Source organism: Phytohabitans sp. LZ39 (assembly GCF_059359075.1).
The window spans coordinates 294687-317481 of record NZ_JCADBM010000007.1; the positions used below are offsets into that span (position 1 = coordinate 294687).

General features: G+C 74.2%; 23 protein-coding genes. 7 read left to right on the forward strand and 16 right to left on the reverse strand.

Annotation, left to right across the window (positions count from 1 at the left end):
• Positions 1-42: 42 nt before the first annotated feature.
• The 6 genes from AC5L36_RS16725 to AC5L36_RS16750 form a co-directional block, all read right to left on the reverse strand.
• The gene (locus AC5L36_RS16725) at positions 43-261 is read right to left on the reverse strand and encodes a hypothetical protein (RefSeq protein ID WP_441216696.1); all 219 of its coding nucleotides are present in this window, start codon (positions 259-261) and stop codon (positions 43-45) included.
• The gene (locus tag AC5L36_RS16730; RefSeq protein ID WP_441216697.1) at positions 189-803 is read right to left on the reverse strand and encodes a class I SAM-dependent methyltransferase; all 615 of its coding nucleotides are present in this window, start codon (positions 801-803) and stop codon (positions 189-191) included. Before AC5L36_RS16730 ends, AC5L36_RS16725 begins: the two co-directional genes overlap by 73 nt.
• 153 nt (positions 804-956) lie before the next feature.
• Complete coding sequence (locus tag AC5L36_RS16735) at positions 957-2168, reverse strand: ABC transporter permease (RefSeq protein WP_441216698.1); 1212 nt, start codon at positions 2166-2168, stop codon at positions 957-959.
• Positions 2165-2833 carry an ABC transporter ATP-binding protein gene (locus tag AC5L36_RS16740; protein WP_441216851.1) on the reverse strand — a complete coding sequence of 223 codons (669 nt, stop codon included), beginning with the start codon at positions 2831-2833 and terminating at the stop codon, positions 2165-2167. The genes AC5L36_RS16735 and AC5L36_RS16740 overlap by 4 nt, the downstream gene beginning before the upstream one ends.
• A gap of 179 nt (positions 2834-3012) precedes the next feature.
• Entirely contained in the window at positions 3013-4080 is a 1068-nt protein-coding gene (locus AC5L36_RS16745) for a peptidoglycan-binding protein (RefSeq protein WP_441216699.1), read from the reverse strand.
• A complete protein-coding gene (locus tag AC5L36_RS16750) occupies positions 4077-4616 on the reverse strand; it encodes a hypothetical protein (RefSeq protein ID WP_441216700.1) in 540 nt (179 codons plus the stop codon). The genes AC5L36_RS16745 and AC5L36_RS16750 overlap by 4 nt, the downstream gene beginning before the upstream one ends.
• 128 nt (positions 4617-4744) lie before the next feature.
• Here AC5L36_RS16750 and AC5L36_RS16755 point away from each other — a divergent pair, with 128 nt between their 5' ends.
• Genes AC5L36_RS16755 through AC5L36_RS16765 form a run of 3 tightly spaced genes read left to right on the forward strand, consistent with a single transcriptional unit; the run spans position 4745 to position 7630 of the window.
• A complete protein-coding gene (locus tag AC5L36_RS16755; RefSeq protein WP_441216701.1) occupies positions 4745-5401 on the forward strand; it encodes a response regulator transcription factor in 657 nt (218 codons plus the stop codon).
• Positions 5398-6576, forward strand: a complete 1179-nt coding sequence (locus tag AC5L36_RS16760) for a sensor histidine kinase (RefSeq protein ID WP_441216702.1) — start codon at positions 5398-5400, stop codon at positions 6574-6576. Before AC5L36_RS16755 ends, AC5L36_RS16760 begins: the two co-directional genes overlap by 4 nt.
• A 7-nt stretch (positions 6577-6583) precedes the next feature.
• Complete coding sequence (locus AC5L36_RS16765; RefSeq protein ID WP_441216703.1) at positions 6584-7630, forward strand: PfkB family carbohydrate kinase; 1047 nt, start codon at positions 6584-6586, stop codon at positions 7628-7630.
• 86 nt (positions 7631-7716) lie between these two features.
• On the opposite strand, the gene AC5L36_RS16770 is transcribed toward AC5L36_RS16765, so the two are convergent.
• On the reverse strand, positions 7717-10200 hold the full coding sequence (locus tag AC5L36_RS16770; protein WP_441216704.1) for a penicillin acylase family protein: 2484 nt from the start codon (positions 10198-10200) through the stop codon (positions 7717-7719).
• 125 nt (positions 10201-10325) lie between these two features.
• Complete coding sequence (gene pdxR, locus AC5L36_RS16775) at positions 10326-11741, reverse strand: MocR-like pyridoxine biosynthesis transcription factor PdxR (RefSeq protein ID WP_441216705.1); 1416 nt, start codon at positions 11739-11741, stop codon at positions 10326-10328.
• A 46-nt stretch (positions 11742-11787) separates the two neighbouring features.
• Here pdxR and AC5L36_RS16780 point away from each other — a divergent pair, with 46 nt between their 5' ends.
• Entirely contained in the window at positions 11788-12957 is a 1170-nt protein-coding gene (locus tag AC5L36_RS16780; RefSeq protein WP_441216706.1) for an MFS transporter, read from the forward strand.
• A 93-nt stretch (positions 12958-13050) separates the two neighbouring features.
• Here the strand turns inward: AC5L36_RS16780 and AC5L36_RS16785 are convergent, their stop codons facing one another.
• Positions 13051-13374: a lipopolysaccharide assembly protein LapA domain-containing protein gene (locus AC5L36_RS16785; RefSeq protein WP_441216707.1), complete on the reverse strand. Its 324-nt coding sequence runs from the start codon at positions 13372-13374 to the stop codon at positions 13051-13053.
• An 86-nt stretch (positions 13375-13460) separates the two neighbouring features.
• Between AC5L36_RS16785 and AC5L36_RS16790 the strand changes: the two genes are divergently transcribed.
• The gene (locus AC5L36_RS16790; protein WP_441216708.1) at positions 13461-14213 is read left to right on the forward strand and encodes an HAD family hydrolase; all 753 of its coding nucleotides are present in this window, start codon (positions 13461-13463) and stop codon (positions 14211-14213) included.
• On the forward strand, positions 14197-14799 hold the full coding sequence (locus AC5L36_RS16795) for a pyridoxamine 5'-phosphate oxidase family protein (protein ID WP_441216709.1): 603 nt from the start codon (positions 14197-14199) through the stop codon (positions 14797-14799). The genes AC5L36_RS16790 and AC5L36_RS16795 overlap by 17 nt, the downstream gene beginning before the upstream one ends.
• Before the next feature lie 160 nt (positions 14800-14959).
• Here AC5L36_RS16795 and AC5L36_RS16800 read toward each other — a convergent pair whose 3' ends face one another.
• Positions 14960-15682: a TetR/AcrR family transcriptional regulator gene (locus tag AC5L36_RS16800; protein ID WP_441216710.1), complete on the reverse strand. Its 723-nt coding sequence runs from the start codon at positions 15680-15682 to the stop codon at positions 14960-14962.
• Positions 15683-15806: 124 nt separating this feature from the next.
• On the opposite strand from AC5L36_RS16800, the gene AC5L36_RS16805 reads away from it, so the two are divergent.
• The gene (locus tag AC5L36_RS16805) at positions 15807-18032 is read left to right on the forward strand and encodes an MMPL family transporter (RefSeq protein ID WP_441216711.1); all 2226 of its coding nucleotides are present in this window, start codon (positions 15807-15809) and stop codon (positions 18030-18032) included.
• A gap of 236 nt (positions 18033-18268) precedes the next feature.
• Here AC5L36_RS16805 and AC5L36_RS16810 read toward each other — a convergent pair whose 3' ends face one another.
• The 6 genes from AC5L36_RS16810 to AC5L36_RS16835 all read right to left on the reverse strand — a co-directional run bounded on the left by AC5L36_RS16810 (position 18269) and on the right by AC5L36_RS16835 (position 22782).
• Positions 18269-19156 (reverse strand): SAM-dependent methyltransferase, encoded by an 888-nt coding sequence (locus AC5L36_RS16810; RefSeq protein WP_441216712.1) that lies wholly within the window; start codon positions 19154-19156, stop codon positions 18269-18271.
• A 116-nt stretch (positions 19157-19272) separates the two neighbouring features.
• Complete coding sequence (pqqB, locus tag AC5L36_RS16815; RefSeq protein ID WP_441216713.1) at positions 19273-20151, reverse strand: pyrroloquinoline quinone biosynthesis protein PqqB; 879 nt, start codon at positions 20149-20151, stop codon at positions 19273-19275.
• Positions 20148-21539, reverse strand: a complete 1392-nt coding sequence (gene pqqE, locus AC5L36_RS16820; protein WP_441216714.1) for a pyrroloquinoline quinone biosynthesis protein PqqE — start codon at positions 21537-21539, stop codon at positions 20148-20150. Before pqqE ends, pqqB begins: the two co-directional genes overlap by 4 nt.
• A complete protein-coding gene (gene pqqC, locus AC5L36_RS16825) occupies positions 21536-22234 on the reverse strand; it encodes a pyrroloquinoline-quinone synthase PqqC (RefSeq protein ID WP_441216715.1) in 699 nt (232 codons plus the stop codon). Before pqqC ends, pqqE begins: the two co-directional genes overlap by 4 nt.
• Positions 22225-22365, reverse strand: a complete 141-nt coding sequence (locus AC5L36_RS16830) for a hypothetical protein (protein WP_441216716.1) — start codon at positions 22363-22365, stop codon at positions 22225-22227. The genes pqqC and AC5L36_RS16830 overlap by 10 nt, the downstream gene beginning before the upstream one ends.
• 162 nt (positions 22366-22527) lie before the next feature.
• A complete protein-coding gene (locus AC5L36_RS16835) occupies positions 22528-22782 on the reverse strand; it encodes a hypothetical protein (RefSeq protein WP_441216717.1) in 255 nt (84 codons plus the stop codon).
• Between the last annotated feature and the right edge of the window lie 13 nt (positions 22783-22795).

The window sequence follows — 22795 nt, forward strand, 5'->3', positions numbered from 1 at the left end:
ACCGGTACCAACGCCCGACACGCGAAAAAATGACGCGTTCAGTCAGAAACCCGTCCGGAAGACGAGCAGCTCGTTGGTCTCGTACGGCGGCCCGGGGTCGAGGGAGGGCAGGGCCGCCTCGATCCTGGCGAAGCCCGCGTCGACGACCTCCTCGCTCAGGTGCTCGAAGACCGAGACCGCCCGCAGCTTCAGCTTCTCGTAGTCTTCGGCCAGGCTCGCCGAGCGGGCCAGGTGACCTCGTCGCGGGAGACCAGCGTCCACCCGGCGTCCTCGAAGTCAGCTCTCACCTCCGCCACGGACCGGAACTGCGCCCGGTCGGCGTCCAGCCACTCGGGCACCAGGCGAAACCACCAGACGTCCGGCATCCGGTCGGAAAAGTTCATCTGGACGAAGAGCGTGCCGCCCGGCTTGACCACCCGGCGCAGCTCCCGCACGGCGCTCGCGCGGTCGGCCACGTGGTGCCAGACGAAGAACAGCAACGCCGCGTCGCACGAGGCGTCCGGCAACGGGATGCGCTCGGCGGAACCGGCCAGGTACGTGACCGCGGGGTGGCCGGCGCGGGCGACGGCCTGGGCCCGCATCCGGTCCGACGGCTCCACCCCGTGTACGGGGCCGCCGAAGGCACGGGCCAGCGAAGGCGCCATCCGGCCGGTGCCCGAGCCCAGGTCGAGCCAGACCAGCGGCCGCGCCGGCGGCAGGTGGCGGGCGAACGCCGCCGTCCAGGTGTCCAGCGCCTCGGATGACATCTGCCGGCCGTCGACGTAGACGGCGTGCAGGCGTGCGTCGTAGTCGACCTTCTCCATGCGGCCTCCAAAAGGTTGGCTGGTGCGGTGGCCGGCGTCGCCGGCGCGGGTGGGCCGCCACCACCCGGCTTCGCCGGCCCGGGCGGGCACCGCCCTGGACGGTCAAGGGTAGGCCGGCCGCCCGGGGTACCGGGCGGCCGGCACAGCCCGCCGTCAGGGCGTGGCCAGCGCCTCCGTCGGAGGGAGGCGGGCGGCGCGGATGGCCGGGTAGAGGCCGGCGATGGCGCCGATCACCAGCGTCGCGCCGATGCCGCCGGCGGCCGCCCAGGGCGGTATCACCGCCGGCCAGTCCTGCGTGGCGGCGTAGAAGGCGGTCACCGCCGCGCCCAGCACCACCCCGCCGGCGCCGCCCAGGGCGGACAGCAGCAGCGACTCGGACAGGAACTGCACCCGCACCTGCCCCCGGGTGGCGCCGAGCGAGCGGCGCAGGCCGATCTCGGCGCGGCGTTCGAGCACCGAGATGACCATCGTGTTGGCCACGCCCACGCCGCCGACCAGCAGCGCTACCGCGCCCAGGCCCAACAGCAGGCCGGTGAACGCGCGGTCCGCGGCCTGCTTGGCGGCGAGCGCGTCGGACGGGCGGGAGACGTCCACCTCGCTCGGCGCCTCCGGGTTGGCCGTGGCCGCCAGCACGTCGCGCACCGCCGTGACGTGCTCCTCGCGGGCGCGGGTGTACACAGTGGTCGGATGGCCGTCGAAGTCCAGATAGGACTCGGCGGCCGGCCAGCCGATCAGCGCGGCCGAGTCGAGCTCGGGAGCCAGCGGGGCCGCGTCCAGGACACCGATCACGGTGAACCATTCGCCGCCGATGTACACCTGGACGTCCTGCCCGGCCGCGCCGACGCCGAGGCGGGTCGCCGCCGCGCTGCCCAGCACGACCGCCGGATAGCGGGCGGTGGCCTCGTTGAGCCAGGTGCCGCTGGCCACCGTGGCGCTGACCGTGGCGAGCAGGTCCTCGCGGGCGGCCAGGCACAGCAGGCCGTTCGTCTCGATCTCGGGGATGCGGTCGGAGCGGTACACCTTGGCGTCCGGCACCTTCCCCACCGCGGACGCCTGCGTGACCGGCTCGATCCGGCTGATCATGTCGACGGACTCGTCGGGCAGCGTGGCCGCGTCGCCGAAGATGTCGTTGCCCGGCCCGGCGGTGAGCAGGTTGGTGCCGAGGCGGTCGAGCGTCTGCTGGAGGTCGGCGCGGCTGGACGTGGAGACGCCCACGACCGCGACCATCGCGGCGATGCCGATGGCGATGCCCAGCGCGGACAGGAACGCCCGCAGCGGCCTGGTCCGCAGCCCGGCCCCGCCGACAAGCAGGACGTCGGACGCCCGCATGCGCGCCGGCGCCAGCCGATGGGTGGTGGTCGTCATGCCGCCACCACCGGCGCCTCGACCTGGCCGTCGCGCATCCGCACCTGTCTCGGCACGCTGGCCGCGATCTCCAGGTCGTGGGTGATCACGACGATCGTGGTGCCGGCCGCGTGCAGCTCGCGCAGCAGTGCCATCACGGCGGTGCCGGACGCGGTGTCCAGGTTGCCGGTCGGCTCGTCGGCGAGCAGCAGCGCCGGCTCACCCACCACCGCGCGGGCGATCGCCACCCGCTGCCGTTCACCGCCGGACAGCTCGTGCGGGCGGTGGTCGAGCCGGTGGGCCAGGCCCACCCGCTCCAGCGCCGCCGCGGCCCGCTTGCGCCGCTCCCGCCGGGAGACGCCGGAGTACAGCAGGCCGTCGGCCACGTTGTCCACCGCGCGCACGCCGGCCGCCAGGTGGAACTGCTGGAAGACGAACCCGATCCGGCTCGCCCGCAGCGCGGACAGCTCCCGGTCGGAGAGGCGGGCGACGTCCCAGCCGTCGACCCGCACGGTGCCGGTGGTGGGGCGGTCGAGCGTGCCGATCAGGTGCAGCATCGTCGACTTTCCGGAGCCGGACGGGCCGACGATCGCCACCATCTCACCGCGGGAGACGGCCAGCGAGACGCCACGCACGGCCGCGACGCCGCCCGGGTACGTCTTCGTGACGTCCACCAGCTCCAGCACGTGACGCGGCACGGCCTCCGCGGTGTGACCGGTCGCCCGCGCCCCGGGGTGACCGGTCACGCGGTCCATCGGGTGACCGGTCACGCCGCCGCCCACCGGGTGACCGGTCACGCCGCCGCCGCCCACCGGGTGACCGGTCGCCGCGCCGCCCACCGGGTCCTCGTCCACTGGGTGACCGGTCATGACGCGACGCCCACGGTCGTGCCCTCGGCGAGGCCGTCGCCGGTGACCTCGACGCGGCCGGCAGAGAACATGCCGATCTCCACCGGCACGATCCGGGTCGACGCGCCGTCGACCACCTGCACGCCGTAGCCGCCCTCGGCGAGCGCGAGCAGCGCGGCGACCGGCACGCTCAACACGTCCTCCCGCTTCTCCGCGGTGAACGACACGTCCACCGCGGCCTGGTCGAGCGTGCCCAGCCCCTTCTGGTCGGTGAGCGCCACGGTGACCTCGAGCTTGGTCTCCGGCTCCTGCTCCTGCCCGGTGCCGCCGCCCAGCTCGATGACGGTCTCCACGGAGGCGACCTTGCCGTCGGCGGTACGCCCGTCCGGCAGCTCCACGCTCACCGCGGCGCCCTTGGCGGCGAGCCGCTGCTGGTCGACGTCGAGGTCGACGGTGACCACGCGGGTCGTACCCGTGTAGGACAGCACCGGCTGCCCGCCCGCCGGGTCGCCGACCTGGCCGCCCACCTCGTAGATCCGCACGTCGCCGACGGCGTACGCGACCCGGCCGACCTCGACCGTGCCGGTCTCGTCGAGCCCGAGGTCCTCCTGCCACTCGCGGACGGCGTCGGCGGTCGAGTCGGTGTACTCCTCGTCGATCGTGAAGCCGTCGTAGCCGAGCGCGGACAGGTTCTGCTCGAACTGCTTCACGTCCGCGCCCTCGACGCCCGGCGCGAGCGGCCGGTAGAGCGGCAGCGTGCCACGCAGCAGCACCACCGGCGTGTCGTCGACGCCGTAGAGCCGCCCGCCCCGCTTGACCGTCGAGCCGGCCGCGGGCAGCCAGGTGACCGTGCCGCGCAGGCGTGGCGTGACGGCGGTCTCCGTGCCGTAGCCGAGCGTGCCGTCCACCGTCTCGGCGTCGACCAGCGTCGAGCGCTGCACCTGGGCCGTGGCCGGCGGCAGAGTGCTGCCGCCGGCCTTTCCACTGTCGCCGCGGTCGAGGGTGACCGCCGCCGCGCTGCCGCCCGCCGCGGCGACCGCGACCCCCGCGACGAGCAGCGCGCGCCCGCGTTTGCGCTTGCTCATCCGCCGCTCCCCGGCGGGACCGGACGCAGCTTCTCGCAGGTCTTCTGCGCGGCGGCGAACGTCGGGTCGTTCGGGTTGAGGCCGCTGTCGGGTCCGCCCCGCAGCATGATGCCGCCGGTCTCCGGGTCCGGGTCGGGAAACTTCGTCACTCCGTTGTCGCGCATGCACTTGGAGTACTGGCGGGCCTTCTCGATCCGTTCCGGGTCGGCCTTTTGCAGTTCGCCGCCGTTGGGCATGAGGTGGCGGCACTTGGCCATCGCGGCGTCGACCTTCTTCGGGTCGCTGCCCTGGAACCGCAGCTGCACGCCGCCGCCGGGCTCCGGGTCCGGCATCTCGACGCCCTCGCCGCGCATGCACTCGGTGAACTCGAGCATCGCCTGGTAGGTGTCCTTGCTCGCCGAAGGGCTGGCGCCCGGTGCCGCGCTCCCGTCGCCGCCCGCCGAGGCGACCCCGCCGCCGCCGTCATCGCCGCCGCAGCCGGCGAGCGCGAGGGCGAACACCGCCGCCGCGAACACCGTTGCCATCCGTCGTCTCATCCGTCACTCCTGTTCGGGCCGGCGAACGGCGCCGGCGACCGTGGACGAGTGAACGCGGCGGCGCGTTACCCGGCGGTTTCCGCGGGCGTTAACGCGGAACGAACACGACGGTCGGTAATCATTGGGCGATGCGTGTACTGGTCGCCGAGGACGAGCGGCTGCTCGCCGACCTGATCGCCCGCTGGCTGCGGGGTGAGGCCCACGCGGTGGACGTCGCGTACGACGGCGACACCGCGCTGGAACGGCTGGGCGTCAACGACTACGACGTGGTGGTGCTCGACCGCGACCTGCCGGTGGTGCACGGCGACGACGTGTGCCGCGCGCTGGTCGACTCCGGCGCGGAGACGCGGGTGCTGATGCTCACCGCGGCGGCCGAGATCGGCGACCGGGTGGCCGGCCTCTCGCTGGGCGCGGACGACTACCTGCCCAAGCCGTTCGCGTTCGCCGAGCTCGCCGCCCGCGTGCTGGCCCTCGGCCGGCGGGCCAGGCCGGCCGCGCCGCCGGTGCTCACCCGCGCCGGGATCACCGTCGACCTGCCGCGGCGGGAGGTGTACCGGAACGGGCGGTACGTGTCGCTGTCCCGCAAGGAGTTCGCCACGCTGGCCGAGCTGATGCGGGCGGACGGGGCGGTGGTCAGCGCCGAGCACCTGCTGGAGAAGGTGTGGGACGAGCACGCCGACCCGTTCACCGCCGCGGTACGGGTGACGATCCTCAAACTGCGCCGCAAGCTCGGCGACCCGCCGGTCGTGGAGACGGTACCCGGCGACGGGTACGTGATCCGATGAGTCGCCTCACCATCCGGGCGCGGCTGACCGTGCTCTACGGCGGCCTGCTGCTGGCCGCCGGCATCGTGCTGCTGGCCGTCACTTACGTGCTGGTCGGCCAGCGGATGCCGACCGCCGTGCGGTACCTGTCGACGCAGACCCGCGGGCAGGGCGCCGACCAGCCGGTGGCGATGCCCGACGGCAACCAGGTCTACCTGTCGGAGCTGCCGCAGAAGCTGCGCGACGCCGCCCTCCAGGACATGCTCACCACCGGCACGATCGCGCTGGTGCTGGTCACCGCCGTGGCGGTGTGGCTGGGGTGGCTGCTGGCCGGGCGGGCGCTCCAGCCGCTGCACCAGATCACCGAGACCGCGCACCGCATCGCCGCCGCGCCCGCCGCCGACCGGGGGCTGCACGAGCGGATCGCCCTCGCCGGCCCGCGCGACGAGATCAAGGAGCTGGCCGACACGTTCGACACGATGCTGGAACGGCTCGACCGCTCGTTCGACGGCCAGCGCCGCTTCGTCGCGAACGCCTCGCACGAGCTGCGCACCCCGCTCACGCTGAGCCGGGCGGTGCTGGAGTACGCGGCGCACCGGGACGCCCTCCCGCCGGAGGTGCGGCAGCTGACCGAGCTGCTGCTCGACATCAACCTGCGGCACGAGCGGCTGATCAACGGGCTGCTGCTGCTCGCCCGTACCGACAACGACATGCTCGACAAGAGCCCGGTCGACCTGGCCGACATCGTCGAGCACACGGTCACCCACCTGGCGGCGGAGGCGGACAAGGCGGACGTCCGGGTCGGCGGCGAGCCGTCGCCCGCGCCCACGCTCGGCGACCCGGTGCTGCTGGAACGCCTCGTGCAGAACCTGGTCGAAAACGGCATCCGGCACAACACCGGACCGGACGGCTGGGTGCGGGTTGCCTGCCGCACGCTGCCCGACGGCCTCGTCGAGCTCACGGTCAGCAACTCCGGGCCGGTCGTGCCCCGGTACGAGATCCCGGGGCTGTTCGAGCCGTTCCGCCGGTACGGCGCCGAGCGGGTCGACGGGGACCGCGGCGCCGGCCTCGGCCTGTCGATCGTCCGCTCGGTCGCCCGCGCGCACGGCGGCGAGGTCACCGCCGAGCCCCGCGACGGCGGCGGCCTGCTCGTCCGCGTGACTCTTCCCGCCGAGGGTGATCAGCCCGTGGCATGATCGGCAGATGTCGGCCACTGTGGACGGGCCCCGCCTCGACCTGTTCGCGGCCGGCATCGTCTACCTCGACATCATCTTCACCGGCCTGCCCGCGCTGCCCGCGCCGGGCACCGAGGTGTGGACCGGCGGCATGGGCTCCAGCCCGGGCGGCATCGCCAACCTGGCGGTCGCGGCCAGCCGGCTCGGCGTGCGTACCGGGCTGAGCTCGCCGATCAGCTCCGACGCGTACGGCGACTTCTGCTGGCAGATCCTCGCCGGCGAGGAGAACGTCGACCTCTCCTCGTCCCGCCGCTTCGACGGCTGGCACTCGCCGGTGACGGTGTCGCTGGCGTACGAGCGGGACCGCAGCATGATCACGCACGGTCACCCGGCGCCGGCGACCGTGGAGGGGCTGGTCGGCGACCTGCCGGCGGCCCGCACCGCGTACGTCAGCCTGGAGCGGGAGCCGATGCCCTGGGTGCGCCGCGCGCACGCGGCCGGCACGCTGGTCTTCGCCGACGCCGGCTGGGACGCCACCGGCTCCTGGTCGGCCGAGGCGCTGTCGGTGCTCGACCACTGCCACGCGTTCCTGCCCAACGCGGTCGAGGCGATGCGCTACACCCACACCGACACACCGGACGGCGCGCTGCGCGCCCTCGCCGAACGGGTGCCGGTCGCCGTCGTCACCTGCGGCCCGGCCGGCGCGCTCGCCCTCGACGCGGGCACCGGCGAGGCGGCGTCGGTGCCGGGCATCCCGGTCGAGGCCCTGGACCCGACCGGCGCCGGCGACGTCTTCGGCGCCGGCTTCATCGCCGGTACCCTCGCTGGCTGGCCGCTCGCCGACCGGCTCGCGTTCGCCAACCTCGTGGCCGCGCTGTCGGTGCAGCACTTCGGCGGCTCCCTGTCGGCGCCCGGCTGGGGCGACATCGGCGACTGGTGGCGTGCCACCAAGGAACGGGGCCACGCCGAGGTCGCCAAGCGCTACGCCTTCCTCGACGAGGCGATACCGTCGGGCCGGATCCGCACCGTCAGGAGGGCCACCGCGACGATCGCCAAGCTCTCCGACGCCCAGTGACCGCCATCCCGGTCGGCCCGGGGCCGTCCGCGCTCGCGGGAGCGTTCCGGACGCGACGAACACCCGCGGCTGGACGCGGCCGCCCGCTACGCCGGCGTCAGGTGCAGGGTGTGCGCGGCCTCGCGGCGGATGGTCGCGCGGTCCCAGCGCATCGGTAGCAGCTCGCCCCGGCGCCACGGCCCGAACTGGTCGGCGTAGTGCGCGCTGAACGCGTGCCCCGAGTTGCCGCTCAGCTGCACCCACCGGGAGGCGTCCAGGTCGCCGAGGTCGACCACCATGCGCATCGACGGGACGGCGTCGACCTCGTAGCCGTCGGCGGCGTCCCAGCCGGTCGCGTTCACGATGGACGATCCGCCCGCCACCGGCTCCGGACCCTTGTTGAACAGCCACTCGACCGGGGCGACGCCGGACTCGCCGAAGCTCTCGTTGCGCAGCGCCAGCGTGTGCAGATCGCCCCAGCGCCACCCCGCCGGGTCGTCGCCGAGCCGGTCGGTCAGCTCGTCGGCGGCGTCCACAAGGGACGCCGACAGCACCTGGTCCATGGTTTCCACAGTGGACGTCGCGCGGTCGTCCCACCACGGCGACGACGGCCGCTCCAGCAGGCCGCGGACGACCTCCCACCACCGGTCGCCGCCGTCCGCCTCGTAGTCGTCGGGCAGCTCGTCGAAGGTGCGCGCGAGCAGGGCCCGCCACACCGCGTTGAAGTACGCGGCCGGCGCCGAGTCGACCGGCTGCTGGTAGTCCCAGCCGCGCAGCAGGTCGCGGGCGTCCACAGTAGAGGAAACCCGCAGCAGGTGCGGCACCAGGATGGGCGCGAGCCCGTTGTACCCGTCCATCTGCATCCGCCCGGCGTCGTCGGCGGTGACCGTGCGGCCGGCCTGCTCGACGAGCTGGTTGAGGCGCTCGGAGCGGTAGCCGTACGACCAGTCGTGGGTGAGCAGGTACGGGTAGCCGGAACCGACCACCGCCTGGTTGGCGGTCACGACGTACCCCTGTGCCGGGTTGAGCACGCTCGGCAGCTCGGCGAAGGGGATGTACGAACGCCAGTCGTAGCTGGTGTCCCAGCCCGGCGCCGGCCACCGCCCGTCACCGTTGCCGCGCACCGGGATGCGGCCGGGCGCCTGGTATCCGATGTTGCCGGACACGTCCGCGTACACGAGGTTCTGCGCGGGCACCTCGAAGAGCGCGGCCGCCGCGCGGAAGGTGGCCCAGTCGCGGGCCCGGTTGAGCGCGAAGAGCGCGTCTATCGTCCGGCCGGGGTCGAGGGCGGTCCAGCGCAGCGCGACCGCATACCGGTCGCCCGCCCGGCGCAGCTCCTTCGAGGCGTCGGAGACAAGCGGCCCGTTGCGGCTGGACCGCACCGTGACAGTCACCGTGCCGCCGCCGGCGACCTTGATGTTCTCGGTGCGCTTTTCCAGGTCCTGCCAGCCGGCGCCGACGCGCACCTTGTCGCCGGCGACGTCCTCCAGGTAGAGATCGGTGACGTCCGGCCCGAGGTTGGTGAAGCCCCACGCGATCGCGTCGTTGTGACCGATCACCACGCCCGGCACCCCGGCGAACGTGAATCCGGACAGGTCGAAGCCGCATCCACAGTGCAGCCCGGCCTGGAACCAGATGCCGGGCATGCTCGGCGACAGGTGCGGGTCGTTGGCGAGCAGCGGCTTGCCGGTCGCGGTGCGGCTGCCGGCGATCACCCAGGAGTTGGAGCCGAGGCCGGTGCCCTGGCGGCCGAGGAGCACCGGCAGGCTCGCGAGCCCGTCGCGCACCGCGGCCAGCGCCGGCAGCCAGCCGCCTCCGGCGCCGCCGGCGTCCACCGCCAGGAACGCGCCGCCGCTGACCCGCCCGCCGCCGACGATGGGCCGGTGCCGATCTTCCGGGTACGGCGGGAACAGCTCGCCGACCTGCTCGCGGGCGAGCCCGCTGCCGGCCAGGATCGCCCGCTCGATCTCGTCGGACATGTTGCCGCGCAGGTCCCAGGCCATGGCCTTGAGCCAGGCGAGGCTGTCGACGGGGCTCCACCGCTCGATCCGGTAGCCACGGTTGGTGAGGCCGAGCACCGCGTACTCCAGGCTGACGTCGGCGCCGGGCTCGCCGCCGCCGTGCTGGTCGAGCCAGGCGTTGACGCCGTCCGCGTACGCCTGGAGGAAGCCGCGGCTCTCCTCGGCGATGATGCCCCACTCCCGCTCGGCGACCCGGCGCCAGCCGAGCGTACGCAGGTAGGTGTCGGTCTCCAGCTGGTCGCGGCCGAACAGCTCACTCAGCCGCCCGGCGGTCACGTGGCGGCGGAAGTCCATCTCCCAGAAGCGCTCCTGCGCGTGCACGTACCCCTGGGCGCGGAACATGTCGGCGGCGTTGCCCGCGTAGATCTGCGGCACCCCGTACGCGTCGCGGTAGACGGTCACGTCGGCGGCGAGCCCGGGCAGCGGCTTCTCCCCGCCGTACTCGGGGAAGGAGCGGCGCACCGCCCAGAGCGAGACGAGCCCGACCAGGACGGCGAACGCGGCCACCACCGCCAGCGCGACCAGCCCGACCCGCTGGACGATCCGCCACCACCGCCGCCATCTGCCCATGGCGCCGCATCCTATGGCGTGATCGACCGCATGGCGGCGAGCAGGTCGGCGGGTGTCGGCGTGCTGTTCGGCTCGGCGCCTGATGGCCAAACTGATCGAGCCGATCCACAAGGCCGCGACCGCGATCACCCCCCCTTCGTACCCAGCAGGTCGCCGACCGCCGCGATCCCCTCCTCGATGGCGCGCTCGCCGAGGTTGCCGAAGCCGATCACCAGCTGCGCGGGCGTCGTGGCGCCGGACATGCGGAAGGCGCTCATGCCGTACAGCCCGACCGACCGCTCCCGCGCCGCCGCGACCACGTCCTCCTCGCGCCGGCCCGCCGGCAGGTGGGCCACCGCGTGGAAGCCGGCCGCCAGCCCGGTCAGCCGCACCCCCGGCGCGTGCCGGGCGAGGGCGTCGACGAGGGCCTGGCGGCGGGCCGCGTACACGCCGCGCATGCGGCGCAGGTGCCGGTCGTACCGGCCGGACTCGATCAGGCGGGCGAGGGCGAGCTGGTCCAGGACGGGCGAGCCGCGGTCGCTGAGCCGCTTCTCCTCCACGATCGCGGCGGTCAGGTGCGGCGGGCAGACCACCCAGCCGAGCCGCATCGCCGGCGCCAGCGACTTGCTGACGGTGCCGAGCAGCACCACCCGCGCGGCCGCGATGCCCTGGAGGGTACCGACCGGCTCGCGGTCGTAGCGGAACTCGGCGTCGTAGTCGTCCTCGACGATCACCGCGTCGCGTTCCGCGGCCCAGGCGGCGAGCGCGTGCCGGCGGTCCGGGGCGAGCACGACGCCGGTCGGCGACTGGTGGGCCGGCGTCAGCACGACCGCCCGGGCACCCGTGCGGGCCAGCGCGGCCACGTCGACGCCGCCCTCGTCCACGGGTACCGGCACCACCTCGAAGCCCAGCCGGCCGACCGCGTCGAGGGTCTCCCCCCGGCCGTACCCGGGATCCTCGACCGCGACCGTGCCCACCCCCTGGCGGGACAGGGCCCGCAAGGCCAGCCCGAGGCCCTGGGCGAAGCCCGTGCAGACCACGATGTCGGCCGGGTCGGCGACGGCGGCCCGCACCCGGCGCAGGTAGCCGGCCAGCACGCGGCGCAGCGTGCGGTCGCCGCGCGGGTCTCCATAGTGGAGGTCGGCGGTGGCCACGGTGCGGCAGGCCTCGCGCACCGCCCAACCCCAGTCGGCGCGGGGGAAGCTGGCGAGGTCGGGCACGCCGGAGGCGAAGTCCGTCCCCGGCGCCGGCCGCTCCGGCCGGCTCTTGTCCACTGTGGAGCTGGTCGCCGCGACCGCCGCGACCCGCGTGGCCGAGCCCACCCGCGCGGTGAGGTAGCCCTCGGCGTAGAGCTGGCCGTAGCAGTCCTGCACCAGGCCGCGCGACACGCCCAGCTGCCGGGCCAGCTCGCGCGTGGACGGCAGCCGCTCCCCCGCCTGCAACCGCCCCTCCCGGATCGCCGCGCGCAGCCCGCCCTCCAGCTGGGCGCGGAGCGGCTCGGCCCCGTCCCGGTCGAGCCGCAGCAGCACCTCCGGACCCAAACCGGCCCACTCGATCGCCATGGAATTGGAGCTTAGCGGGGGCCGCCTGCGCCCATACGTTCAGGACATGACGACGATCGCCCTGGCCCCCTCGGCCCCCCGCCTGGTCTCCCGCCCGCTCGCGCTGGTCATGCTGGCCGACTTCGCCGGGCTGTTCGGCTTTTACCTGCTGCTCTCGGTCGTTCCCGCGCATCTGACCGCGGCCGGCGCCGGCGGCTTCGCCGCGGGCCTCGCCACCGGCGTGCTGATGCTGTCGTCGGTGGCCGGCGAGTTCGCGATCCCCCGGCTCGTCTCCCGGTACGGCTTCCGCGCCGTCCTCGCCGCCGGCCTGGCCCTGCTCGCCCTGCCGGCGCTGGCGCTGCTGGCCTCGGCCGCGCTGCCGGTCGTGGTGGCCGTGTGCGTGCTGCGCGGCCTCGGCCTCGCCGTGATCTTCGTGGTGTGCGGCGCGTGGGGCGCCGAGCTCATCCCCGCCGAGCGCCGCGGCGAGGGCCTCGGCGTGCTCGGGGTCGTCGCCGGCCTGCCCGCGGTCGTCGCCACCCCGCTCGGCGTGTGGCTGATGGCCCGCTGGGGCGCCGAGGCCGTCTTCGCGCTCGGCGCCCTGGCCGCGTTCGCCGGCCTCGTCGCGGTGATCGGCCTGCCCGCCGGCCGCACCGACGCTTCGGGTGACCCGGCCGGCGACATCGGGATGGGCGCCGGCCTGCGCTCACCCGCCCTGATCCGGCCCGCGATCGTGTTCACCGGCACCGCGATGGCCGCCGGCATCGTGGTCACGTTCGTCCCGGCTGCGGTCCCGGGCGGCGCCGGCGGCCTGGCCGCGGTCGCGCTGCTCACCCAGGCCGGCGCCACCACCGTCGCCCGCTGGTGGGCCGGCCGCTTCGGCGACCGCCACGGCGCCGCCCGGCTCCTCGTACCCGGCGCGCTGGTCGCCGCCGCTGGCATCCTGACACTGGTACTGGCCGGCGGCGGCCCGCTCGCGGTGCTGGCCGGGATGGTCGCGTTCGGCGCCGGCTTCGGCATCGTCCAGAACGCGAGCCTCGCGATGATGTACAGCCGCGTCTCCACCGCCGCCTACGGCACCGCGACCGCGATCTGGAGCGTCGCCTACGACACCGGGTACGGGCTGGGCGCGCTCGGCTTCGGCGTGGTGGCCGGCGCCGCCGGGTACCCGATCGGCTTCGCCCTCACCGCCGCCGTGATGGTCGCGCTGACCCTGGCCGGCACCCGCCGCCGCGGCTAGTGCGGTGGGCCACAAACCTTCACCGGGTGAGCGGCGGCCGAAGGCCGCCGCTCACCCGGCCGGCGAGGCCGGCCAACGTTTGTGGCCACCGCACTAGGGGCGGTTGGTCAGGGCGCGGCGGGCGTTGCGGTTGGCGCGGCGCAGCTGGAGGATGCGGGCGCTGCCCGGCACCGCGACCACCAGCGCGCCCGCCACCGCGGCGAGCAGCAGCGCCACGCCCAGCGGCACCTTGCCGTCCGCGCCGAGGAAGGAGACGCGGACGTCTTCCAGGTTTTGCAGGACGAAGACCAGCAGCAGGATCAGCACCAGCGCGCCGAGCACCAGGCTCACCCACGCGCCCCCGATCCGGGAGCGGCCGGGTTTCGCCGACGGCTCCGCCGGCGCGGTGTCCGGTTCACCTTCCCAGGGCTCGCTCATCGTCGATCACCCACCCCCGCGTGCGCGTGCCCGTATTGTCCCACTTACCCCGCGGCTGTGGTCCCGAACCGGTACCGTTTGCGGCCATGCCGCGTGGCCAGCACGTTCGCGGAATCCTGTTCGACTCCGGTGGGGTCCTGGTCGGTCCGCGGGGCGGACGCTGGAACCCTCGGTACGACTTCGAGCGCGTGGTCCTGGCGCACCACCCCGAGATCCGGGTCGAGGCGTTCCCGGAGGCGTTCGCCGCCGGCCAGCGTGTGCTCGACGCGGAGACCACGACGGCCACCCGCACCGACTACCACCGGGCCATGCTGCGGGTGCTGGGCGTCGGCGAGCCGTCCGCCGCGCTGCTGCGCGAGCTGGAGGCGCCCGCGGACGGCCCGGTCCTGGAGCTCTTCCCGGAGACCCGGCGCGTCCTCGACACCCTGAAGGACCGGGGCGTCCGCATGGCAGTGGTCTCCGACAACTGGGCGGGACTGGAGGCCCACTACCGGCAGCTCGACATCGAGCGGTACTTCGAGGGCTTCGTGATCTCCGAGCTGATGGGCTGCCGCAAGCCCGACCCGCGGATGTACGCGACCGGCAGCGACCTGCTCGGCCTGGCCCCGGGTGACTGCCTGTTCGTCGACGACGATCCGGCCCTGGTCGCCGCGGCCATCGACCTCGGCTACCGGGGCGTCGTCCTGCTGCGCGGGGCGCCGCCGCCGGCCGCCGTCCCGGCCGTCGACACGCTCGACGCGTTGCCGCCGATCGTCGCGGGCGAGCGTCCACCCAGCGGAATCACCGGCGACCCGGCGGCGTACCGCGGTCATAATCGTGATCATGGGGAAGGTTCATGAGCGCATCGACGGGCGGCTGCGCGAGTTCATCGAGGCGCAGCCGATGTTCTTCACCGCGACCGCGCCGCTCGCCGCCGACGGCACGGTCAACCTCTCGCCGAAGGGGCTGCGCGGCTCGTTCGCGATCCTCGACGAGCTGACCGTCGCGTACCTCGACTTCGCCGGCAGCAACGCCGAGACGGTGGCCCACCTGCGGGAAAACGGCCGGATCACCCTGATGTGGTGCGCCTTCCAGGGGCCGCCCAACATCGTGCGGCTGCACGGGCGGGGCGAGCCGGTCTTCCGCGACGACCCGCGCTGGGGCGAGCTGATGGCGCACTTCCCGGACATCGACGCCACCCGGCACGGGCACCGCGCGATCATCGTGGTGCGGGCCGAGCTGATCCGCGACTCGTGCGGCTACGCGGTGCCGCTGATGTCGTACGAGGAGGACCGCGACCTGCACGGCAAGCGGTTCGCCCGCGAGGACGACGCCTCACTGAGCGCCTACTTCGCGAAGAAGGACCACATCGCCACCAGCATCGACGGCCTGCCGGGGGTACCGCTCCCGCTGCCGCCGACCCCGGTGGCGACGACCGCCGGCTAGGGCCTGTTTCAAAAGGATTGTCGAGGCGAGCCGGAGTCCAGGCGGCGTCCGGTGGTGGCGGGCGCAAGGTCGCACACCGGTGTTGTATGCGGCCTTTCGCCCGACGCCGCTGGTCGTCGTCTGGGCCCGGCGCAGCCCGGCAAGGATCTTGTAACAGGCCCTACTCGGGCACCGGTAGGCCGGCCGCCTCCGCGGCGAGGCGGAGTTGGCCGAGGAAGAGCGCGTCGCGCGCCTCCTCGGTCATCCAGGCGAAGTGGCCGTTGGCCTCCAGCGACGTGAAGCCGTGCAGCGACGCCCAGGCGTGCAGCATCGCCTGGAAGTGCAGCGGTCCGACGCCGACCTCGTGCTTTTCGTGCTTCAGCTTCGCGCACTCCTCCACCGCGGGGTGGATCCGGGTGATCGTCGGCGGGCCGAGCCGCCCCAGCCGCAGCGCGTCGACGAACAGCGACGAGAGCTGCGCCATCGCGCGGCCGGCGGCCTCGCTGGTGCTGCCGTCGGCCGGTGCCGCGTAGCCGGGCAGCGGCATGCCGAGGATCAGCGCGAACTGCTGCGGCTCCGCGTGCGCCCACCGCCGGTAGGCCTGCGCGGCGGCGACCCAGGCGGCCGCGACGTCGTCGTGCGGCACCTGGGCGCGGGCCTTGGCGACCTCTTCGCCGAGCGCGTTGTACGCGTCCTGGATGAGGGCGCTGATCAGCTCGTCGCGATCGGCGAAGTAGCGGTAGAGCGCGGGCGGCGTCATGTCCATGACACGGGCGATGTCGGTGAACCGCACCTCGACCGTCCCGCCCTCCCGCATGAGGGCGAGCGCGGTCTGCTTGATCTCGTCGATCGTGGCTGCTCGCGCCCGCTCGCGGCGGGGGGCGCTCCGCGGGGTCGGGCTCATGTGTTCCTCCTGTAAGCGTCGCGTTAAGCATCGTTACAGACGTGAAGGCGCTTGACAAGTGACACTCCATCGTGTTTGTTATGGAGCGTAACGGAGCTGACTCGACTTCACTCGGGGAATGACAATGAACGATGCAGGACCGCTCGGCCGGCTCGCCCGGCTCACCTACCGCAACCGCGGCCGCACCGTGCTTCTGTGGCTGGCCGCCCTCATGCTCGCCGCCGGGCTCTCGGCGGCCTTCGGTGGCGACTTCGCCGCCGACTACTCCGCGCCCGGCTCGGACTCCAAGGCCGCGCAGGACCTGCTGCGGGAGCGGTTCCCGGCTCAGTCCGGCGAGGTCGTCGACGTCCTGGTCCGGGCCGAGGGCGGGGTCGCCAGCGCGCGCGGCGACGTGCAGACGCTGCTGGCCGACCTGAGGGCCGTGCCGCACGTGGCGAGCGTGGACGACCCGTTCACCGCACCCGGCGGCGTCTCACCGGACGGCGGCACGCTCGTCGCCCACCTGCGCCTCGACGTGACCAACCCCAACGACATGCCGGTCGCCGACACCGAGCGGCTGCTCGCCGTGGCGGACAGCGCCGAGCGGCCCGGCCTCGACGTCGCGCTCGGCGGCCAGGCGATCCAGCTGGCCGAGCAGGGCGAGATCGGCTCGGAGATGATCGGCCTGCTCGCCGCGGCGGTGATCCTGCTGCTCACGTTCGGCTCGGTGGTCGCCGCCGGCCTGCCGATCCTCACCGCCGTCGCCGGCCTCGCGGTGAGCAGCACGCTCACCGGTCTCGTGCTGCGCTTCGTCGACGCGCCCGACTGGTCGACCTCGCTCGCCACCATGATGGGCATCGGCATCGGCATCGACTACGTGCTGCTCATGGTCACCCGCTTCCGCGAGTGGCGGGCCGCCGGCCTGGACCCGGAGGCGGCCACGGTCGCCACCCTCGACACCGCCGGCCGCGCGGTGATGGTCGCCGGCAGCACGGTCGTGGTGAGCATGCTCGGCCTGTTCGCGATGGGCTTGTCCTTCATGCGCGGCGCGGCGGTGGTCACGATCCTCGGCGTGTTCGTGGTGATGGCCGCCAGCGTGACGCTCTTCCCGGCCCTGCTCGGCTACCTCGGCAAGCACGTCGACCGGCTGCGCCTGCCGCTCGGCCGCCGCCGCACGGCCGAGGTCGCGGTCGGCGGGCACATCGAGCCGGGCCGCGGCTGGCTGGCGTGGAGCCGCCTCGTGCAGCGCCACCGGGTGATCGCGGCGCTCGCCGGTGTGGGCATCCTGCTCGCGCTCGCCTCGCCGTTCCTCGGCGTCCGCTACGGCTTCCCCGACGCGGGCAACAACCGTGCCGAGACCTCCACCCGGCAGGCGTACGACATGCAGGCCGCCGCGTTCGGCCCGGGTGCCAACGGCCCGCTGGTGCTCACCGCCGAGCTGCCCCGGCCGGGCGACGCGGCCACGCTCGACGGCCTCCGCGCGGCCGTCGCGGAAACACCGGGCGTCGCCGTGGTCACACCGCCTCAGCTCAACCCCGCCGGCGACACCGCGGTGCTCACCGTCCTGCCGGCCACCGGGCCGCAGGACGCCAGGACCGAGGATCTGGTACACCGCCTGCGCGACGAGACGATCCCGGCCGCCACCGGCGGTTCGGGCCCAACGGTGCGGGTCGGCGGGGTGACGGCGGCGTCGATCGACAGCACGGAAAACACCGCGCGCCGCCTCCCGCTGCTCGTCGGTGGCGTGGTGCTGCTGTCGATGGTGCTGCTGCTCGCCTCGTTCCGCAGCGTGGCGGTGGCCGTCAAGGCCGCGGCGATGAACCTGCTGTCGGTCGCCGCCGCCTATGGCGTGGTCGCGTACGTCCTCCAGGGCGGCTGGGCCGGCCAGCTGATCGGCATCGACACCGAGACGCCGCTGCCGGCCTTCGTGCCGGTGCTGATGTTCGCCGTCCTCTTCGGGCTGTCCATGGACTACGAGGTGTTCCTGGTCAGCCGGATGCGCGAGGCGTGGACCCGCACCCGCGACAACAGCCGCGCGATCACCGAGGGCCTGGCCGGCACCGGCCGCGTGATCACGGCCGCCGCGGCCATCATGATCGCGGTGTTCGCGGCCTTCGTGCCCAGCCCGGACCTCGTGCTCAAGGTGATCGGCGTCGGCATGGCCGCCGCCATCCTGGTGGACGCGACCGTGGTACGCATGCTGCTCGTCCCGTCGGTCATGCACCTGCTCGGCCGCGCCAACTGGTGGATGCCGCGCTGGCTCGGCCGGCTCCTGCCCGAGCTGCACGTCGAGGGCCAGCCGGAGCGACACCTGCCGGCCCCGGCGGCACGCGAGCCCGAGGCGGAGCTGGCGGGAGCCGGCGCCCGCTGAGCCGCTCGCCGCGACGGAGGCGCCCGCCGAGGTGGGCGCCTCCCGCGCGGGCCGAGGTGGACGCCCGCGCGGCGCGCAGCCGTCGGGGCCGGCCGGCGGGGAGACCGGCCGCGGTCGCGGGGGTCAGATCCGTTCGGCGCGCAGCTGTCGCGGCCGGCCGGCGGCCCGGCCCGCGGCGGTCAGATCCGTTCGGCGCGCGGCCGTCGCGGCCGGCCGGCGGCCCCGGCCCGCGGCGGTCAGACCCGTTCGAGCACCAGCAGGCGGTATTCGAGCCAGCGCCGGGAGAGGCCCGTCTGCAATGCCGAGCCACCGATCATGTTGGCCCAGAAGGGCTTCTCGACCATCCGGTCGAGCATCCGGGGCACCACACCCGCGGCACCCAGGATCACGTTGATCGCCCGGTCTCGCGGGCGTCCCAGGCGCAGGTAGGCGGTGAGGTCCAGGTCTTCGCGCAGGCGCAGGCCCGCGGCCTCGCCCATGGCCGCGAACTCCGCCACGGTGTGCAGGCTGCCGATCCGCCAGCCGGCGCGGAACTGATCCAGGCAGCGCTCGCGGGCCGGAAGCCCCAGATCGTTGTCGGTCATCCAGTCGTCGCACACGACCAGGCGACCGCCCGGACACAGGCGCGCGGCCAGCGACGAGATCAGCTCCGCCAGCGACGGCGCGTGGACCACCGACTCGATGGCGACCATCGCGTGGTAGCGGGGCTCGGCGGGAAGCTGGGCGAAGTCGCCGCAGGCGACGTGGCACCGCTCGGCCAGACCTTCGGCCGCCAGCCGCCGCTCGGCGATCTCGGCCTGCACCCGGCTGATCGTCACGCCGGTCACCTGGGCGTCCACCTCCCGGGCCAGCCTGACCACCGTCGCGCCCACACCGCAGCCGAGATCGAGCACCCGCCCCTCACCCGCCGGCACGTGGCCGATCAGCCGCTCGACCACCAGGCGGTTGACCGCGTCCGCGGCCTCGGTGGTGTTCGTAACGCCCGGCGTCCACACTCCGCGGTGGATGGCGTCGTTGCTCGGGCTCTCGCCGAACCGCAGGAAGCGCCGCGTGTTGGCGTCGTAGTAGTCCGCTACGCGATTGACATGCTCGGACGCGGCGTTTTCGGGCGAATGCGAAACCACAGGGCGCAACCTACCATGACCCTCGATGGAGTCGACGCGCCGCCGGCGCTCCCCATCCGTCGCCCCAGTGGCTTGTCCCGCGGACCCGGCGGTGGACGGCCGGCGGAAACCGCCTCTCAGAGGGTGAGGGTCTGACCGTCCTCGGCGACCTCGGCGCCGTACGCGGCGAGCGTCTCCCGTTCCGGTGCGGTGGCGGCGCACAGCGGGTTGGTGTTGTTGAGGTGGGTGTAAAGTACGCGCGCGCCGGTCCGGGTGAGGTCGCGCAGCGACGCGCTCACCGGCAGGTGGCCCATCTCCGTCGCGGTCCGGCCGGCGCCGGTGGCTCGCGCCATCTCGTCGTCGTAGAGGAACGTGCCGTCCACGACCACCGCCCTCGCGCCGGCCGTCGCGGCGTGGAACGGCCCGCCGAGCGCGGGCAGGCAGGGCGCGTACACCAGGACGCCGCCGGTCCGGCGGTCGCTGATCCGGTACGCCACCACCCAGTCGCCTGTGGACGGTGCGCCGGCCGCGTACCGGGGGCGCTTGGCGCCGACCGGCACGGCGGTGACGGTCAGCCCGCCGGCCAGCTCGAACGGCTCGCCGACCGCTACCGGTGTCCAGGCCAGCGAGGTGTACGCGCCGAGGACGCCGCGCACCGGGAACGGGCCGGACAGCGCGTCGAGCACCGCGGCCGTGCCGTAAACGGTGACGGTCTCGGCCTCGCGGAGGGCGAGCAGCCCGAGTGTGTGGTCGAGCTCGGCGGTGCAGAGCAGCACGCCACGCACCGGCGTCTGGCGCGGTCCCGGCCCGGGTGCCAGCTCCGGCGCGGCGGCGAGTTGGGCACGCAGGTCGGGCGAGGCGTTGAGCAGGTACCAGGAGCGGCGGTCGCCGCTGATCGCGACGCAGTCCTGGGTGCGCACGGCTCCGGCCTCGCGGGCACGGTCGCAGGCGGCGCAGGCGCAGTTCCACTGTGGAACACCGCCGCCGGCCGCCGTGCCGAGCAGGCGGACTCTCACCGCAGCCGCCGCGGCACGGCCGCCGCGCGCTCGCCGGCGCCGGTCATGAGGTCGGTGAGCACGCCGTGGTGGGGCGAGAGGTCGCAGGCCGGGTCGGTGAGCGCGGCGTCGCCGAGCAGCTGGTACGCCTGGCAGCGGCAGCCGCCGAAGTCGACCTCGCGCAGCGCGCAGTCGCGGCACGGCGCGGGCATCCAGCCGGTGCCGCGAAAGCGGTTGAACGCCGGCGACTCGTACCAGATCCAGGCCAGGTCGGCGGTGCGGGCGTCGACCACGCCGAGGCCGGGCAGCTGGGCCGCGGAAAGGCAGGGCAGCACGGACCCGTCCGGCGCCACGACCAACTGCCGGCGGCCCCACCCCTGCATGCACGGCTTGGGGCGGGTGCCGTGGTAGTCGGCGGCCACGTACACGATCTCGACCCGGTCGCCGTACCGCTCCTTGACGCCGGCCGCGGCGGCGCCGGCGCGGGCCAGCTGCTCGGCGGTGGGCAGCAGCGCCGCCCGGTTGCGCCAGGCCCACCCGTAGAACTGGGTGTGCGCCAGCTCCAGGCGGTCGGCGCCCAGCTCCACCGCCAGGTCGGCGATGGCGGCGAGCCGGTCGACGTTGCCGGCGTGCAGCACGACGTTGACGGTCAGCGGCAGCCCGTAGCGGCGCACCAGCGCGGCGGCCGCCCGCTTACGGTCGTGCGCGCGGAGGCCGGCCACCGCGTCGCCGGCGGCCGGGTCGGCGTCCTGGATGGACAGTTGCACGTGGTCGAGGCCGGCCGCGGCGAGCGACCCCATGGCCTTGTCGTCGAACGGGATGCCGCTGGTGATGAGGTTGCTATAGAGACCGAGCCGGTGCGCGCGGGCGACAAGCGCGGCCAGGTCGGCGCGCAGCAGCGGCTCCCCGCCCGAGAAGTGCACTTGCAGCACGCCCAGTGACCGCGCCTGGTCGAGGACCCGCGACCAGTCCTCTGTGGACATCTCGGGCCGGTCGCTCGGCGTGGTCGGGTTCGAGCAGTACGTGCAGTGCAGCGGGCACCGGTAGGTCAGCTCGGCCAGCATGCCGGCCGGCACCGGCTCGCGCGGCGGCGTCCACTCCGCGGGCGGGGCGGCCAGCGGCTGCACCGGCCGGCCGTCGCCGGACACCGTCACGAGGCGCCGCCGCACCAGGTCGTCCAGCAGCGCGGCGACGTCGTCGACCGGGACACCGTCGAACTCTTCGGACAGCCGCGCGGCGATCTCGGCGACGGTGCCGCCGCCGCACCGGGCGAGCACCTCGGCGGCGGTCTCGTTGAGCAGCAGCACACCTTCCGGGTACAGCAGGGCGTGCTGGTCGCGCACCGGGTCGTAGGTCAGGCGGACGCCGGGCCGCAGACCGGGCCGGTCGGCGGCGTCCACCGCGCTCACCGCCGGCCGCCGTGGTAGTCGATCGCGTCGAGCATCGCGCCCAGCACGTCGCACTTGAACGCCAGCGCGGAGAGCGCGGCGTCCTGCCGCTCGCGGGTGTCGCAGTGGACCAGCACGAGGTCCAATGTGTACGCCGAGTCGGCCCGGACGACCGGGATGCGGCTTTCGAAGTAGGCGAAGCCGTGCGGGTCGATCCAGCCGTAGTGTCGGCGCCAGGCGGAGACCCGGTCGGCCATGTGGTCCGGCGAGAACAGCTCGGTGAGGGCCGCGGCCGCCCCTTCCCACCAGGGGCGGTCGCGGCAGAAGGCGACGTACGCGTCGACCGCGAAGCGCACACCGCGCAGCACGTGGCGTTCGGCCACCATGTCGGCCCGGTCGAGGCCGACGGCGTCGGCGAGCACGAGCCAGTCGCCGAGCCCGCCGTCGCTCCCCTCGTGTCCATCCTGGAACGTGATCCGCTCGACCCACCGGCGCCGCACCTCGGGCAGCGGGCAGTTGGCGATGATGGCGGCGTTCTTCTGGGACAGGGAGCGCTGGTAGTACCAGCGGTTTGCCACCCAGGACCGGACCTCGTCCGGCTCGCACTTGCCGGCGTGCAGCCGGATGTGGAAGGGGTGCCGGTCCCAGTAGCGGTCGCCGAGGCCCCGGAGAGCCTCGGCGAACTCGTCCCGGCCGCGTGGCCGGGCTACAGCCACGGGCCGGTGTCGCCGGAGTACGCGGTCACCTCGGGGCGGGTCTCCAGGCACCGCACCTCGGGGCGGGTCCAGGCGCGGCGGGCGCGGCGGGGCGGCGCGGTGCGGCCCGTGGGCCGGGTCGTGACGGTCATGACATCCTCCGTCGTGGTGGCGGGTTCGAGATCGATCCATCTCGATGCGTCGATCCTACGACGGCGGGCGCGGTTTGGGTATCGGCGCGTGCCCCTGGTGCGGTGGCCACGAAATTCACCGGCCGAGCGGTTCACCCGGGCCGGGGGTTGGGGCCCACCGCGTCAGGTTGGCGGTGGGCTCAACTTCGCGATGGCCCTCTGGACGAACGCCTCCGCCTCGGCCTCGGTGATCGGCGCGAACTCGCCGTCGCCACCGAGCCGCTCCGCCTCGTAGAGGGCCCACGTGCGCTCCCACCGCAGGTTTCGGGTGAAGGCCTCGTCCACAGGCACGCCGCTGGTCATGCGGCGGCGCACCACGCCGGCCGGGTTCGCGCGCGTCCGGCCGGCCGACAGCGAGGCGTAGTAGACGTAGTCCATGCGGCGATTGTCC

What these genes read in the sequence shown, in the direction of transcription:
- AC5L36_RS16730 (WP_441216697.1), bottom strand. Translation starts at nt 803, where the DNA reads ATGGAGAAGGTCGACTACGACGCACGCCTGCACGCCGTCTACGTCGAC.
- AC5L36_RS16735 (WP_441216698.1), bottom strand. Translation starts at nt 2,168, where the DNA reads ATGACGACCACCACCCATCGGCTGGCGCCGGCGCGCATGCGGGCGTCC.
- AC5L36_RS16745 (WP_441216699.1), bottom strand. Translation starts at nt 4,080, where the DNA reads ATGAGCAAGCGCAAACGCGGGCGCGCGCTGCTCGTCGCGGGGGTCGCG.
- AC5L36_RS16750 (WP_441216700.1), bottom strand. Translation starts at nt 4,616, where the DNA reads ATGAGACGACGGATGGCAACGGTGTTCGCGGCGGCGGTGTTCGCCCTC.
- AC5L36_RS16755 (WP_441216701.1), top strand. Translation starts at nt 4,745, where the DNA reads ATGCGTGTACTGGTCGCCGAGGACGAGCGGCTGCTCGCCGACCTGATC.
- AC5L36_RS16760 (WP_441216702.1), top strand. Translation starts at nt 5,398, where the DNA reads ATGAGTCGCCTCACCATCCGGGCGCGGCTGACCGTGCTCTACGGCGGC.
- AC5L36_RS16765 (WP_441216703.1), top strand. Translation starts at nt 6,584, where the DNA reads ATGTCGGCCACTGTGGACGGGCCCCGCCTCGACCTGTTCGCGGCCGGC.
- AC5L36_RS16770 (WP_441216704.1), bottom strand. Translation starts at nt 10,200, where the DNA reads ATGGGCAGATGGCGGCGGTGGTGGCGGATCGTCCAGCGGGTCGGGCTG.
- pdxR (WP_441216705.1), bottom strand. Translation starts at nt 11,741, where the DNA reads ATGGCGATCGAGTGGGCCGGTTTGGGTCCGGAGGTGCTGCTGCGGCTC.
- AC5L36_RS16780 (WP_441216706.1), top strand. Translation starts at nt 11,788, where the DNA reads ATGACGACGATCGCCCTGGCCCCCTCGGCCCCCCGCCTGGTCTCCCGC.
- AC5L36_RS16785 (WP_441216707.1), bottom strand. Translation starts at nt 13,374, where the DNA reads ATGAGCGAGCCCTGGGAAGGTGAACCGGACACCGCGCCGGCGGAGCCG.
- AC5L36_RS16790 (WP_441216708.1), top strand. Translation starts at nt 13,461, where the DNA reads ATGCCGCGTGGCCAGCACGTTCGCGGAATCCTGTTCGACTCCGGTGGG.
- AC5L36_RS16795 (WP_441216709.1), top strand. Translation starts at nt 14,197, where the DNA reads ATGGGGAAGGTTCATGAGCGCATCGACGGGCGGCTGCGCGAGTTCATC.
- AC5L36_RS16800 (WP_441216710.1), bottom strand. Translation starts at nt 15,682, where the DNA reads ATGAGCCCGACCCCGCGGAGCGCCCCCCGCCGCGAGCGGGCGCGAGCA.
- AC5L36_RS16805 (WP_441216711.1), top strand. Translation starts at nt 15,807, where the DNA reads ATGAACGATGCAGGACCGCTCGGCCGGCTCGCCCGGCTCACCTACCGC.
- AC5L36_RS16830 (WP_441216716.1), bottom strand. Translation starts at nt 22,365, where the DNA reads ATGACCGTCACGACCCGGCCCACGGGCCGCACCGCGCCGCCCCGCCGC.
- AC5L36_RS16835 (WP_441216717.1), bottom strand. Translation starts at nt 22,782, where the DNA reads ATGGACTACGTCTACTACGCCTCGCTGTCGGCCGGCCGGACGCGCGCG.